Annotated in this window: 13 protein-coding genes; 5 read left to right on the top strand and 8 right to left on the bottom strand. The window is 68.9% G+C overall.

The window, feature by feature from the left end:
- Positions 1-27 precede the first annotated feature (27 nt).
- The 7 genes from rlmD to QMX85_RS14730 all read right to left on the bottom strand — a co-directional run bounded on the left by rlmD (position 28) and on the right by QMX85_RS14730 (position 7,337).
- Positions 28-1,389: a 23S rRNA (uracil(1939)-C(5))-methyltransferase RlmD gene (rlmD, locus tag QMX85_RS14760; RefSeq protein WP_282342069.1), complete on the bottom strand. Its 1,362-nt coding sequence runs from the start codon at positions 1,387-1,389 to the stop codon at positions 28-30.
- Positions 1,390-1,407: 18 nt separating this feature from the next.
- On the bottom strand, positions 1,408-2,307 hold the full coding sequence (cysM, locus tag QMX85_RS14755) for a cysteine synthase CysM (RefSeq protein ID WP_273229406.1): 900 nt from the start codon (positions 2,305-2,307) through the stop codon (positions 1,408-1,410).
- A gap of 99 nt (positions 2,308-2,406) precedes the next feature.
- Positions 2,407-3,234, bottom strand: coding sequence for an ABC transporter ATP-binding protein (locus QMX85_RS14750; protein WP_282342068.1), 828 nt, complete (start codon positions 3,232-3,234; stop codon positions 2,407-2,409).
- Complete coding sequence (locus QMX85_RS14745) at positions 3,231-4,286, bottom strand: iron ABC transporter permease (protein WP_282342067.1); 1,056 nt, start codon at positions 4,284-4,286, stop codon at positions 3,231-3,233. The genes QMX85_RS14750 and QMX85_RS14745 overlap by 4 nt, the downstream gene beginning before the upstream one ends.
- Positions 4,283-5,287, bottom strand: coding sequence for an iron ABC transporter permease (locus QMX85_RS14740; protein ID WP_282342066.1), 1,005 nt, complete (start codon positions 5,285-5,287; stop codon positions 4,283-4,285). The genes QMX85_RS14745 and QMX85_RS14740 overlap by 4 nt, the downstream gene beginning before the upstream one ends.
- Positions 5,287-6,222, bottom strand: a complete 936-nt coding sequence (locus QMX85_RS14735) for an iron-siderophore ABC transporter substrate-binding protein (RefSeq protein WP_282342065.1) — start codon at positions 6,220-6,222, stop codon at positions 5,287-5,289. The genes QMX85_RS14740 and QMX85_RS14735 overlap by 1 nt, the downstream gene beginning before the upstream one ends.
- Positions 6,223-6,374: 152 nt before the next feature.
- Positions 6,375-7,337, bottom strand: coding sequence for an alpha/beta hydrolase-fold protein (locus tag QMX85_RS14730; protein WP_282342064.1), 963 nt, complete (start codon positions 7,335-7,337; stop codon positions 6,375-6,377).
- 190 nt (positions 7,338-7,527) lie between these two features.
- Between QMX85_RS14730 and QMX85_RS14725 the strand changes: the two genes are divergently transcribed.
- The 3 genes from QMX85_RS14725 to QMX85_RS14715 all read left to right on the top strand — a co-directional run bounded on the left by QMX85_RS14725 (position 7,528) and on the right by QMX85_RS14715 (position 11,192).
- Positions 7,528-10,281, top strand: a complete 2,754-nt coding sequence (locus tag QMX85_RS14725; RefSeq protein WP_282342063.1) for an ATP-binding protein — start codon at positions 7,528-7,530, stop codon at positions 10,279-10,281.
- Between the two features lie 78 nt (positions 10,282-10,359).
- Positions 10,360-10,794 carry a hypothetical protein gene (locus QMX85_RS14720; protein ID WP_282342062.1) on the top strand — a complete coding sequence of 145 codons (435 nt, stop codon included), beginning with the start codon at positions 10,360-10,362 and terminating at the stop codon, positions 10,792-10,794.
- A complete protein-coding gene (locus QMX85_RS14715) occupies positions 10,794-11,192 on the top strand; it encodes an META domain-containing protein (protein ID WP_090228161.1) in 399 nt (132 codons plus the stop codon). Before QMX85_RS14720 ends, QMX85_RS14715 begins: the two co-directional genes overlap by 1 nt.
- Before the next feature lie 36 nt (positions 11,193-11,228).
- On the opposite strand, the gene dinB is transcribed toward QMX85_RS14715, so the two are convergent.
- Positions 11,229-12,308: a DNA polymerase IV gene (gene dinB / locus QMX85_RS14710; RefSeq protein ID WP_282342061.1), complete on the bottom strand. Its 1,080-nt coding sequence runs from the start codon at positions 12,306-12,308 to the stop codon at positions 11,229-11,231.
- A 278-nt stretch (positions 12,309-12,586) separates the two neighbouring features.
- Between dinB and QMX85_RS14705 the strand changes: the two genes are divergently transcribed.
- The gene (locus tag QMX85_RS14705; RefSeq protein WP_175534346.1) at positions 12,587-12,745 is read left to right on the top strand and encodes a hypothetical protein; all 159 of its coding nucleotides are present in this window, start codon (positions 12,587-12,589) and stop codon (positions 12,743-12,745) included.
- A gap of 141 nt (positions 12,746-12,886) precedes the next feature.
- Positions 12,887-13,443 (top strand): dGTP triphosphohydrolase (gene dgt, locus QMX85_RS14700; RefSeq protein WP_282342058.1); only part of this gene is annotated, 557 nt, incomplete at its 3' end.

The raw sequence follows: 13,443 nt of genomic DNA, 5'->3' as shown, positions 1-13,443 counted from the left end.
TCGGTCCGAAAAATTGGACCGCACGGATTACCGGAGCTTCCCGCTCCTCTCGAATAAAACCATCGCCTCGACATGCGCCGTCTGCGGAAACATGTCGAGGATGCCGGCGCGTCGCATCCGGTAGCCCTGACGGGCCAGCTCGGCGGCATCGCGCGCCAGGGTCGCCGGATTGCACGACACGTACAGCACCCGGTCGGCATCCAGCTCGGCCAGGTGCCGCACCACATCCCACGCGCCGTCGCGCGGGGGGTCCAGCAGAATCGCGTCGAAGCCGTGCTGCGCCCAGGGCGCATCGGCAAGCGGCTTCGACAAGTCGGTCTGGAAAAAGTGCACGTTGCCCAGACCGTTACGCCGCGCGTTCCCCTGCGCGCGCTCGACCATCTCCGCCACGCCTTCCACCGCCACCACTTCACGCACCCGCTGCGCCAGCGGCAGGGCGAAATTGCCCAGCCCGCAGAACAGGTCGAGGACCCGCTCGCCAGGCTGCGGCGCCAACCACTCCAGGGCTTGGGCGACCATCGCCTGGTTCACCGGCGCGTTGACCTGGACGAAATCGCCGGGGCGAAAATCCAGTTGCAGGTCCCAGGCCTCCAGGCGGTAACCCAGTTCCTGCCCGGCGACGAAGGCCTGCGGCTCGCCCGTGCCCTGCAGCCAGAGCTGCGCGGCGTGATCGGCGCAGAACGCCTGCAAGCGTTGCAGGTCGGCCTCGCCGAGCACCGTCGTGTGGCGCACCAGCAGCGCCTCTGCGGTGCCGCTGAAGATTTCCACGTGGCCGATCGCATGGGGTTTGTCCAGCGCACGCAGCACCTGCGGTAACGCGCGCACGATCGGCTGCAAGGGCTGTACCAGCACTGGGCACTCGTCGATGGAAAGGATGTTCTGGCTGGACGCCTCGCGGAAGCCGACCTCCAGCCGCGAGGCCCGCGCGTCCCAGCGCACGGCGATCCGCGCACGGCGCCGGTAGGCGAACTCCGGCCCGCTCAGCGGCGCGGCCCACTGCTCGGGCTGCAGCTGCGCGGTGCGCGTCAGTTGCTCGTCGAGGGTGCGCTGTTTCAGCGCCAGCTGCTCGGCATGGGGCAGGTGCTGCAGGCTGCAGCCACCGCACTGGCGCGCGTGCTTGCAGGGTTCGACACGGCGCAGCGGCACGGCCTCGAGCACACGTTCGACGCGTGCCTCGACCACCTGGCTGCGCGCGCCAAGCACCCGCGCCTCGATCCGCTCGCCCGGCAGCGCACCGGCGACGAACCAGGTGCGCCCTTCGAGAAAGGCGATGCCGCGCCCGTCGTGGGCGAGACGCTCGATGCTCAGCTGCTGCTTCTTGCCCGTCGGCACCTGCACGCTGCGCGCGCCGCCACTGGGCTGAAAACGCAGGCCGCTACGCTTGGCCATCAGCGCGCGCTCCGCGGATCAGGGCTGTTCATACACACCGGTGGACAGGTAGCGGTCGCCACGGTCGCAGACGATGGCCACGATCACCGCGTTCTCGACTTCGCGCGACAGGCGCAAGGCCGCGGCGACCGCGCCGCCGGAGGACACGCCGCAGAAGATGCCTTCCTCGCGGGCCAGGCGGCGCATCACGGTTTCGGCCTCGTTCTGCGCCATGTCGACGACCCGGTCGACGCGCGTGGCGTCGTAGATCTTCGGCAGGTATTCCTGCGGCCAGCGCCGGATGCCGGGGATCGCCGAGCCCTCCATCGGCTGCAGCCCGACGATCTCGATCGCCGGGTTCTGTTCCTTGAGGTAACGCGAGGTGCCCATGATGGTGCCGGTGGTACCCATGGAGCTGACGAAGTGGGTGATGGTGCCGGCGGTCTGCCGCCAGATTTCCGGGCCGGTGCCGGTGTAGTGCGCCTGCGGGTTGTCGCCGTTGGCGAACTGGTCGAGCAGCTTGCCCCGGCCTTCGCGCTGCATCCGCTCGGCAAGGTCGCGGGCGCCCTCCATGCCCTCCTCCTTGCTCACCAGGATCAGCTCGGCGCCGTAGGCGGTCATCGCCCACTTGCGTTCGTCGGTGGAGTTGTCCGGCATGATCAGGATCATCCGGTAGCCCTTGATCGCGGCGGCCATCGCCAGGGCGATCCCGGTATTGCCGGAGGTGGCTTCGATCAGCGTATCGCCGGGCTGGATGTCGCCGCGCAGCTCGGCGCGGGTGATCATCGACAGCGCCGGGCGGTCCTTCACCGAACCCGCCGGGTTGTTGCCCTCGAGCTTCACCAGCAGGGTGTTGCTGGTTTCGCCGGGCAGGCGCTGCAGGCGGACCAGAGGCGTGTTTCCGATGCAATCGGCGATCGTGGGGAACTGCGGAGTCATGGGCTCGACGATCCGAACGGCGAAAAGAAGGCGCCTATGATACCGGCAAACCCGGCGCCGCCCCACCGCGACGATGCACGCAACGAACCGGCAGCCCGATCAGCGCGGGCGGCGACTCACTCCGGCGATCAACGGCGTGCCGCTGTGCGGATCGCGCAGCAGCACGCACTGCACGCCGTACAGCTGCTCCACCAGCGGTGGCGTGACGATCTCGCCCGGTGCGCCCTCGGCGACGATCCGCCCGTCCTTCATCGCCACCAGATGATCGGCGTAGCGGCACGCGCTGGAGAGGTCGTGCACCACCATCACCACCGTCTTACCCGCCGCGGCCAGCCCGCGAATCAGCTCGAAGACCTCGATCGCGTGGCCCAGGTCGAGGGCCGAGGTGGGCTCGTCGAGCAGCAGCAGCGGCGTCTGCTGCGCCACTGCCATGGCGATCCAGGCGCGCTGGCGCTGGCCGCCGGACATCGACTCCAGCGGCCGCTCGGCCAGCTCGGCCAGGTCGGCGACACGCAGCGCCTCCTCGACGATGGCCTGATCCTCGGCCGACCACTGGCGCAGGATGCCCTGGTGCGGCTGGCGGCCGAAACGGATCAGCTCGGACACACTGAGTCCGTCCGGCGCGGTCGCGTCCTGCGGCAGCAGCGCCAGCAACCGCGCCACCTCGCGGGACGGCTGGCTGCCGATGGCAGCGCCGTTGAGCAGCACCGCGCCGGCGCTCGGCTTGTGCAGGCGTGACAAACCGGCGAGCAAGGTCGACTTGCCACAGCCGTTGGGCCCGACGATGGCGGTGACCTTGCCCGGCGGAATGCGCAGCGACAGCTCGCGCACGATCGGCGTGTCGCCGTAGCCCAGGCTCAGCGCCTGGGCCTCGAGGGTCGCCGTGGCGCTCGACCGGCCGATGAGCGGCGATTCGGGGTGGCTCATGTCAGCCTCCGCGCCGGCTGGCGCAACAGTATCCACAACAGGTAGGGGCCGCCGACGATGGCGGTGACCACGCCGACCGGGATTTCCACCGGCGCCAGCAGGGTGCGTCCGGCCCAGTCGGCGCAGAGCATCAGCAGCGCGCCGGCGAGCCCGGCGTTGAGCACCGGCACGCCGCGATGGCCGCTCAGGTAGCGGGCCATTTCCGGTGCAGCCAGGGCGATCAGCCCGACCGGGCCGGCGACAGCCACACCGAGCGCGGTGAGCGCCACCGTGACGATCAGGGTGAGCAGGCGCATGGCGCCCAGGCGCACGCCGAGGCCGACCGCGACGCTGTCGGAGAAGCGCATCAGGTCCAGCGCCCGCCCCAGGTACTTGGCCAGCGGCAGGCACACCGCGAGCCCCGCCGCGAGCAGCCAGACCGCCTGCACAGGGCGCGCGTTGAGGCTGCCGACCGTCCACGGATAGGCCTGGTTGGCGGCGTCCATGTCGGTGCGCGCCAGCATCAGGTTGGTCAGCGCGCCGAACACCGCGCCGATGGCGATGCCGACCACGATGAAGCGGTAGCCGCGCGCCCCGGCACCGGCACTGAGGCCGAAGGCCAGGGCAGCCGCCGTCGCCGCGCCAACCAGGGCGAGCATCGACGGCGCCAGACTGGTCGGCACCGCGACGATGGAGGCGACGGCGAACGCGGTCGCGCCCTCGTCGATGCCGATCACGCCCGGCGTGGCCAGGCGATTGCGCGCCAGCGTCTGCATCAGGCAACCGGCGACGCCGAAGGCCAGCCCGGTGAGCACGCCGGCGGCCAGGCGCGGCAGGCGCAACTCGCGCACCAGGAAAACCTGCATCGTCTCGCCCTGGCCGAAGGTGGCCTGTACCGCGCTCCACGGCGACAACAACGCGCTGCCCGAGGCCAGGCTGATCGCCGCCATCGCCAGCAGCGCCAGGCCCAGCGCCAGCCCGGCCAGCAGGCCGCGCCGGTTGAACAGGATGCGCCAGGGCCCGACGGCCAGCAGCCAGTGGCCCGCCGGAGCATGCAGAGGCCGGGCGCTCATAGCGTTGGCAACCGGTGACTGCGCACCACGGCGATCAGGATCGGCGCGCCGACGAAGGCGGTGACCACGCCGATCGGCAACTCGTAGGGCCGCACGATCAACCGCGACAGCGTGTCGGCGAACAGCACGATGGCCGGCCCGAGCAGCAGCGACAGCCCAAAGGTGCGGCGGATGTCGGGCCCGACCAGGCGCCGCGCAATGAACGGCACGATCAGGCCGACGAAGGCGATCGGTCCCGCGGCGGCGGTCGCGGTGCCCACCAGCAACGCGACGCCGGCCAGCGCGGCCAGGCGGATCGCCGCCGGATGATGGCCGAGGCCGCGGGCCATTTTCTCGCCGAGGGCCAGGGCAGCCAGTGGACGGATAATCGGCAGCAGCACCAGCAAGCCAAGCAGCAGGCCGGGCAGGCTCCAGCCCAGTACCTCCTGCGGCCGGCCGGCGAGCGCGCCGATGATCCAGAAACGGATTTCGTCGGCGCTGCGCTGGTCCTGCAGCAGGATCAGGCTGCTCAGCGCCGAGAGGATGCCGGAGAACGCGGCGCCGGCCAGCACCAGGCGTACCGGGTCGTTGCTCAGCCCGCGCGCCTGGGTCACCAGCAGCACCAGCAGGCAGCCGACCAGCGCCCCACCGATGGCAACGCCGAGGTTGAGAGTCGCCGCGCTGGCGCCAAGGCCGAGCGCCAGCACCACGGCGAACGAGGCGCCGGCGCTGACGCCGAGCAATCCCGGCTCGGCCAGCGGGTTGCGCGTCGCCGCCTGCAGCACCACGCCGGCCGCGCCAAGCGCCGCACCGACCAGCAGGCCGAGCAGGGTTCGCGGCAGGCGCAGCTCGAAGACCACGAAGCGCGCCTCCCCGGCGCCCTGCCCCAACAACGCCCGCACGCCTTGCAGCGGATCGACGTTACCGGCGCCGAACAGCAGGCTGGCCAGGCACAGCGCGAGCAAGGCGCCGCCGCTGAGCAGCAGCGCGGCGGGAACCGACAGCGGGAGGTGGGAACACATCAGTCGTGCAGCGCCTTCTCCACGTCATCCAGCACGATCTGCGCGGCCAGCGGCCCGGAACCACTGCTCCAGACCTGGCCGTCGACGCTCAGCAGCTTGCCGTGGCTCACCGCGTTCAGCCGCTCGAAGGCCGGCTGGCTGCGCGCCTGTAGCAAGGCCTTGTCGCCGTCCGGATTGAGGGAGGCGAGAAGCAGCCAGTCGCCGTCGACCTGCGAGAGGTTCTCCAGGCTCAGGGTGTCGCTGTGCGGTTTCTCGGTCAGCGAGCGCGCCAGCGCCGTGCTCTCGAAGCCCAGCTGGCCAAGCAACTGTCCGGCGAACAGCTGGTTGGACATGACGATCGGCCCCTGCGGATTCCAGCGCACCACGGAGGCGACGACGCCGGGCTTGACGGCTTTCTTCAGCGCGGCGATGCGCGCGTCGATCTGCTCGAGATAGGCATCGGCCTCGGCCCGCTTGCCGAGGGCCTCGGCATAGAAGGTGGTGACGTCTTGCCAGGCGTCGAAGGCGTTGCCCTTGGGCACCAGCGTCGGCGCCATCAGGCTGAGCTTGGCGTAGAGGTCGCGGCTCAGGTCGGGCGCGGCGAGGATCAGGTCGGGCTGCAATTGCAGCACCGCTTCCAGGTTCACCTCGCGGCTCGTGCCGACCAGCGCGATGGGCCCGGCCTTGTCCTTCAGGTAGCCGGCGACGCCCGTGCCGCCGCGCGTGGCGAGCGTGCCGATCGGCTTCACGCCCAGCGCCAGCGCGGTGTCCAGCGCCGTCTCCGTGAGCACCACCACCCGCTGGGGCGTGCCGTCCAGGCTGACCGCGCCGTAAGCGGTGTCCAAGGTCCGCGCGGCAGCTTCGGCATGCACCGCGAAGACCATCACCCAGGCGCCGAGCAGCGCGCCGGCGGTACGGCGGGAACGGGAAATCGAGCGGAGAAACGCAGGGGACATGACCATTTCCTTGCTGCTGGAACGGGCGAAGACGTGGGGGTGAAAGGATATACCGGGGCGGGAGACAATAATCGTTCTCAAACGCCAGATATTTGTATCAGATCAATGAGCGCGGGCTTCCAAGAGGGCCATCGGCGCCCCCGCGCACGGCCTTACTGGCCATGCGGGGCCAGCTCCGCCGGCGTCCTGCCCACCGCCAGTTGCAGCGCCAGATCGAGCGAAACCGGCAGCAGCGGACCGTGGCCCATGCCGGGAAATGCGCGATAGCCGACCTGTATGCCCGGCCGTTGCGCCAGGCGCCCGGCCAACTGCGCGATGGCGTCCGGCGGCACCGCGGCCTGGGCCTCGCGGCGCGCCTGGAGCACCTTGTCGTCCACCCCCAGCGGCGGCGTGCCAGCGATCGGGGCCTCGCCGTGCATCAGCAGCAGACGCTTCGGCCTGTTCTCTCGGCTGGCGAACGCCTTCTCCTCGCTGAGGACGAAACCCTTCTGCCACCACAGCGACGGATCGGCGGCGGCGTAGAACTGGAAGCTCTGCGGCCGGGTGAACAGGCAGTGCAGCACCAGCAACCCGCCGTAGGAATGGCCCCAGAGCGTCTGTCGCGACCTGTCGAGCGGCGCGCGTTCGGCCACCGCCGGCTTGATGCGCTGCTCCAGCAGGTCGAGGAACCGGTCCGCCCCGCCGCCGCGGCGGTCACGGGCGAGGTCGTCGATGACGTGCTCCACGCCCGGCATCGGCGGCGTGTAGTCGTAGGCCCGGGCGACCACGTCGAAGCGCAGGTCGGTGGCATAACCGATCGCCACCAGCACCGGCGGGCCCTGTCGGTCCAGTTCGTCCAGGCGCTCCTCGTCCAGCGCGCCCATGGCGGCGTTGCCGTCGAGCAGGTAGATCACCGGGTAGCCGATCCGGGGCGCCGGTCGCCGGGGCACGCCGACCCAGATGCGGTAATGCCGCGCGCCGTCCGCCGAGGGCATTTCCAGGGTCTCGAAGCGGTAGAAGGCCGAGCCACGCTCGGCGATCGTCGGGCCGAGCTTCTCGCTCAGGTCGGGCTTGGCCTGTACCGGAGCGGCGATGCCCAGGCACAGCAGAAGGGAAAGCCACAGAACGCGCTTCATCGATTCAGGCCTCTCCGCGGCCGCCAGATCGGGTCGTCCGCAATCAGCGGAATGCGGGGGGAAACGAGACTGATAGACTGCATGGAGACGGCCCTAGATCAAATGAGAACGATTCTACATCGCCGTCGATCGTTAGTGCCCAGGGAATCGCGGCGCATTGCACACACCACCGAGCGGGGGGCCGATCATCGTGTTGACGGATTTGGGGATAAAGGGACGTGTCCTGCTGCTGACGCTGCTGCCTACCAGCCTCCTGGCGCTGATGCTGGGCGGCTACTTCACCTGGATGCAGCTTTCCGACCTGCAATCCCAGCTGCTCCAGCGCGGGCAGATGATCGCCGAGCAGTTGGCGCCGCTGGCCGCGGCCTCGCTGGCGCGGCGCGACAGCGCGCAGCTCGAACGGATCGCCGACGACGCCCTGGAGAATCCCGACGTGCGCGCGGTGAGCTTTCTGGGTTCCGACCGTGCACGCCTGGCCCACGCCGGGCCGGGCATGCTCAACCTGATGCCCGATGGCGACGGCAATCGCCTGTCGCTGAACAGCGGCAACGACGCCACGCGCTTTCTCCTGCCGGTGTTCAACCGCCATCGCGCACTCAGCGGCGACCTCGACACGAGCGGAGACGAACGCCTGCTTGGCTGGGTCGAGGTCGAGCTGTCGCACCAGGGAACCCTGCTGCGCGGCTACCGCAGCCTGCTCGCCAGCCTGTTGCTGATCGTCACGGGCCTCGGGGTGACCGCGCTGCTTGCGCTGCGCATGGGGCGCACCATAAATGAACCCCTGCTGCTCATCCGCCAGGCCGTCGCGCAGCTCAAGGACGGCCATCTGGAAACCCGCCTGCCGCCGCTGCGCAGCCACGAACTGGACCAGGTCGCCGAGGGCATCAACAGCATGGCACAATCGCTGCAGAGCGCCCGCGAGGAACTGCAGCACAGCATCGACCAGGCCACCGAGGACGTGCGGCAGAACCTGGAGACCATCGAGATCCAGAACATCGAGCTGGACCTGGCGCGCAAGGAGGCGATCGAGGCCAGCCGCATCAAGTCCGAATTCCTCGCCAACATGAGCCACGAGATCCGCACCCCGCTCAACGGCATCCTCGGCTTTACCAACCTGCTGCAGAAGAGCGAGCTGACCTCGCGCCAGCATGACTACCTGGGCACCATCGAGAAATCCGCGGAGAACCTCCTCGGCATCATCAACGAGATTCTTGACTTCTCGAAGATCGAGGCCGGCAAGCTGATGCTGGAGAACCTGCCGTTCAATCTGCGCGACCTGCTCCAGGATACCCTGACGATTCTCGCCCCGGCGGCCCATGCCAAGCAGCTGGAGCTGGTCAGCCTGGTCTATCGCGACACGCCGCTGGCGCTGGTTGGCGATCCGCTGCGGCTCAAGCAGGTGATGACCAACCTGGTGAACAACGCGATCAAGTTCACCCGCGAGGGCTGCATCGTCATCCGCGCCATGCTCGAAGAGGAAAGCGACGACCGCGCGCAGCTGCGGATCAGCGTCCAGGACACCGGCATCGGCCTCGCCGAAGAGGAACTGCGCGCGCTGTTCCAGGCGTTCAGCCAGGCCGACAACTCGCTCAACCGCCAGGCCGGCGGCACCGGCCTCGGCCTGGTGATCTCCAAGCGCCTGATCGAGCAGATGGGCGGCGAGATCGGCGTCGACAGCACGCCTGGCGAAGGCTCCGAGTTCTGGGTCAGCCTGACCCTGCCCAAAGCCCGCGACGACGCCGACGACCTGCCGCGCGCACCGCTGGCCGGCCGCCGCGTGGCGATTCTCGAGGGCCACGAACTGGCGCGCCAGGCGCTGCGCCACCAGCTCGAGGATTGCGGCCTGGAGGTGCTCGAATTCCCGGTGCTCGACGACCTCATCGATGCGGTCGCCGGCCAGCGAGACACGCCCCGACCGATCAACCTGGCGGTGCTCGGCGTCAACCTGAAGGATTTGCCCCCCGAGCCGTTGAGCCAGCAGGTCCACGCCCTGGAAAGCCTCGGCTGCAAGGCCCTGGTGCTCTGCCCGACCACCGAGCAGATGCTCTATCACGACGCATTGCCGGACGCCGACAGCCAGCTGCAGGCCAAGCCTTCCTGCACGCGCAAACTGCACCGCGCCCTCGGCGATCTGCTCAACGCGCCGCCGCCGCGCCTGCTGCCATCTATCGCGCCGAGCAACAGCCGGCCGCCGCGCCTGCTCTGCGTCGACGACAACCCGGCCAACCTGCTGCTGGTGCAGACGCTGCTCAGCGACCTCGGCGCCGAAGTCGTCGCGCTGGACAACGGCGAGGCCGCGCTGAAGGCCGTCGCCCGCACGCGCTTCGACCTGATCTTCATGGACGTGCAGATGCCCGGCATGGACGGCCGGCAGACCACCGAGGCGATCCGCGCCTGGGAAATCGAGCACCAGCAGGGTCAGGTGCCGATCGTCGCGCTGACCGCCCACGCGCTGGCCCACGAGAAACGCATCCTGCTGCGCAGCGGCATGGACGACTACCTGACCAAGCCGATCAACGAACGCCAGCTCAGCCAGGTGGTACTCAAGTGGACCGGCCTGAGCCTGCTCGGCAGCGCCGCGCGCAGCGAACCCCACGCGCCGCGTGGCAATTCCACGCTGCCGGTACTGGACACCGAGGAAGGCCTGCGCCTGGCGGCCGGCAAGGCCGACCTCGCCGCCGACATGCTGCGCATGCTGCTGGAATCGCTGGAAGTCGACCGCCAGGCGATCCGCCAGGCGCGTGAAAGCTGGGAACGCACGGCGCTGATCGAGCGCGTGCACCGACTCAACGGCGCCACCCGCTACTGCGGCGTGCCGCAACTGCGCGACGCCTGCCAGCGCAGCGAAACCCTGCTCAAGCAGGACGACCCGGGTGCCGCCGCCGCCCTCGGCGAACTGGACGCCGCCATCGAGCGCCTGCTCGACGCCGCCGCGACCGCCTGACCGGCGAAGCGCCCGTGCCGGCAGCGCGTGATAGCATGCCGGCCAGCGCTTTTGCCCGATCCGCGAACACGAAGAACCATGGCCGAACACGATTTCCGCTACAGCCTGCTCAACCCGCAACACACCCTCAACGAATGCCGCGCGCTGGCGCCAGGCCGTTACCAGGTCACCGGCAACGGCGGCTCGATCAACGCCGGCGATACCCTGCTGGTGACCCTCAAGGGCAGCCGCGACCTGTGCCTGCGCCTGCAGGTGGAAAAGGTCCGCCACCTGATCAATCCGCCCGGCCAGTGGCTCGCGGTGGCCAACGGGCCGGCCTTCCGCGAACTGGAAATCCGCCAGTGGAGCGTCGATTGCGACGGCTGTGCCAAGCACCTCGACTTCGAGTTCGCGGTGGACGCAAAACTCGGCGACAAGGCCCGCGCACCGGCCGCCGAAGCGCGCATCGCCGAGCTGGGCTGGGCCTCGGTCGACGGGCGCCACCTGTGTCCCCAGTGCCGGGAAAGCGCCTGATGAGAACCCCGCTGAGCCTCGCCCTGTGCGCCGCCACGCTGGTCGGCTGCGCCAGCCACACGCCGCTACAGACCGAACGCAGCTACAGCGTCGAATGGATCGGCGAGCGTCCGCTGATCGACCGCAGCCACCTCACGATGACCTTCGGCGCGGACGGACGCGCCTATGGCCATGCCGGCTGCAACCACTGGTTCGCCCAGTACACGCTCAAGGGCGAACAGCTCGGTTTCGACTTCCCCGGCAGCACCCGCAAGAGCTGCGCTCCGGCGCTGATGGAACAAGAACGGCGCTTCCTCGACGCCCTCGGCACGGTGCGCCGCTGGGACGTATCGGAACAGGACGAATTGCGCCTGTGGCCGGCCAGCGGCAAACCGATCCGCCTGCTGCCGGAACGCTGAGCGGCAAACCGGCATTCCTGCGCGAATGCCGTGCCCTCAGGGCGCGAACAGCTCCATCTGTTCGCTCATTCCGCGCAAATCCAGCAGGCGCACACCGACGCCAAGCAGGCGCACCGGCTTCCCGCCGCGGGCATGCGCGGCGCTCAGCAGCTGGGTGTAGCTGTCCAGATCGCGACCGGCGCCGGCCTGCTCCAGGGTGGTCTGGCTGAAGTCGTGGAACTTCACCTTGACGAAGGGTTTGTCCGGCCGGTAGCTCTTGTCCAGCCGCTCCAACCGTCCGTTCATTTCCTCCAGGAGGCCCGGCAGCTGGGCGATGCAGGCCGCCAGATCGGGCAGGTCCTGATCGTAGGTGTTCTCCACGCTGAGCGATTGCCGGCGGTTCTCCACCTGTACCGGCCGCTCGTCGATGCCCCGCGCCAGGTTCCACAGGCGCTCGCCGAAACTGCCGAACTCGCGGGCCAGCGCCAGCTTGCTCCAGCCAAGCAGATCCGCGCAGCCGACGATGCCCTGGCGCGCCAGGCGCTCCGCCGTCACCTTGCCGACCCCGTGGAGCTTGCTCACCGGCAGCGTGGCGACAAAATCCGCAACCTGGTCCGGGGTGATGACGAAGAGCCCGTCGGGCTTCTTCCAGTCGCTGGCGATCTTCGCCAGGAACTTGTTCGGCGCCACGCCGGCGGACACGGTGATGCGCAGCTCCTTCCAGATGCGCCGGCGGATGTCCTGGGCGATGCGGGTGGCGCTGCCGGCGAAATGCCCGGCGTTGGAGACATCCAGAAACGCCTCGTCCAGCGACAGCGGTTCGATGATCTCGGTGTAGTCGCGGAAAATCGCCTGGATTTCACGCGAGGCTTCGCGGTAGGCCTCGAAGCGCGGTTTGACGATCAGCAGGTCCGGACAAAGCTTCAGCGCATGCCGCGACGACATCGCCGAACGCACGCCATAGGCGCGTGCCTCGTAGTTGCAGGTGGCGATCACCCCGCGCCGATCTGCCGATCCGCCCACCGCCAGCGGCCGGTTGGCCAGCGCCGGATCGTCACGCATCTCGATCGACGCGTAGAAGCAGTCGCAGTCCACGTGAATGATCTTTCTTTGCGGCTTGACCGGTTGATCCAACATAAAATTTCCGAAATCGGAGGCGAACGACGCTTCTCGTAGAAAGGGCGGAGTAATCTTACACCGCCGAAGACTGTATGAATAAACAGTTAACGCGCCCGGAAGGCGCTCGATGCGCTCCCCCAACGCCGGCGAATGCGTGGCTCGGTTGCCCTCGGCGGTGCGGGCCGAATCCCCTTTCCAAAGGATCGATGTGATGCAGTCGACATTTACGCGCTGACGAACGGCCGGAATGTGTCGGCTTTGGTAAAATTCGCCAACCAACCTTCGAGTACGCCCCGGTGAAAGAACAACGCACTTTTCACGCCCTGCGTGCCCACATCGATGAAATGCTCTCCAAGGGCGCCGTCATCGTCGGCCGCGATCCGCTCAGACTGAACGTCGACGGCACCCTGTTCCGCGTCGCCCACGGCATGCTGATCAGCCAGGCGGCTGCCTGATCCTTCGGTTTTCCCTCCCCCGCTGAACCCCTGTCGTCAGCACCACTGACGTCCGCCTGTGCCCTTGCCCCTCGCGTCACGGTTGTGTGCCTAGTCCCGACGCGGCTAGGCTGCACGCTCGACGATCGGTGGAGCCTATAGATGACGGAGCGGGTGAACTTCAAGGACAAGATTTCCCGGGAGCGCCCCTATCCGGGCGCTCTGCGGGAGAACTTCAGGGTTCCCGCCTGCAGCGTGCAGGACCTCATCGACCAGTTCGAGAGCGACCGCGGGCGCATCCTCAACTCCGCCGCCATCCGCCGCCTGCAGCAGAAGACCCAGGTCTTCCCGCTGGAGCGCAACGCCGCCGTGCGCAGCCGCCTCACGCACTCCCTCGAGGTTCAGCAGACCGGCCGCTTCATCGTCAAGACGCTCTACAAGCAGCTCGGTGAGCGCGCCGCGGAGTTCGGCCTGGACGGCCTGGAAGGCGCCGTGGAAAGCCTGGTGGAGATGTCCTGCCTGATGCACGACATGGGCAATCCGCCGTTCGGGCACTTCGGCGAATACGCGATCAACGCCTGGTTCGAGCGCCACCTCGACGGCCTTTTCGAGCGCGCGGTGCCGGCACCGCGCGATGCTCCGCTGCGCGGCGCCATGCTCCGCGCCCTGAAGAACTTCGAGGGTAACGCCCAGGCCATCCGCCTCGCGGTGCGCCTGCG

Source organism: Pseudomonas sp. PS02288 (assembly GCF_029959715.1).
In the GTDB taxonomy this organism is placed as follows: Bacteria; Pseudomonadota; Gammaproteobacteria; order Pseudomonadales; family Pseudomonadaceae; genus Pseudomonas_O; species Pseudomonas_O kuykendallii.
This window is presented reverse-complemented; position numbering and strand designations above follow the sequence as displayed.

Coding starts and splice junctions, on each gene's coding strand:
- rlmD (WP_282342069.1), bottom strand. CDS start 1,389: ATGGCCAAGCGTAGCGGCCTGCGTTTTCAGCCCAGTGGCGGCGCGCGC.
- cysM (WP_273229406.1), bottom strand. CDS start 2,307: ATGACTCCGCAGTTCCCCACGATCGCCGATTGCATCGGAAACACGCCT.
- QMX85_RS14750 (WP_282342068.1), bottom strand. CDS start 3,234: ATGAGCCACCCCGAATCGCCGCTCATCGGCCGGTCGAGCGCCACGGCG.
- QMX85_RS14745 (WP_282342067.1), bottom strand. CDS start 4,286: ATGAGCGCCCGGCCTCTGCATGCTCCGGCGGGCCACTGGCTGCTGGCC.
- QMX85_RS14740 (WP_282342066.1), bottom strand. CDS start 5,287: ATGTGTTCCCACCTCCCGCTGTCGGTTCCCGCCGCGCTGCTGCTCAGC.
- QMX85_RS14735 (WP_282342065.1), bottom strand. CDS start 6,222: ATGTCCCCTGCGTTTCTCCGCTCGATTTCCCGTTCCCGCCGTACCGCC.
- QMX85_RS14730 (WP_282342064.1), bottom strand. CDS start 7,337: ATGAAGCGCGTTCTGTGGCTTTCCCTTCTGCTGTGCCTGGGCATCGCC.
- QMX85_RS14720 (WP_282342062.1), top strand. CDS start 10,360: ATGGCCGAACACGATTTCCGCTACAGCCTGCTCAACCCGCAACACACC.
- QMX85_RS14715 (WP_090228161.1), top strand. CDS start 10,794: ATGAGAACCCCGCTGAGCCTCGCCCTGTGCGCCGCCACGCTGGTCGGC.
- dinB (WP_282342061.1), bottom strand. CDS start 12,308: ATGTTGGATCAACCGGTCAAGCCGCAAAGAAAGATCATTCACGTGGAC.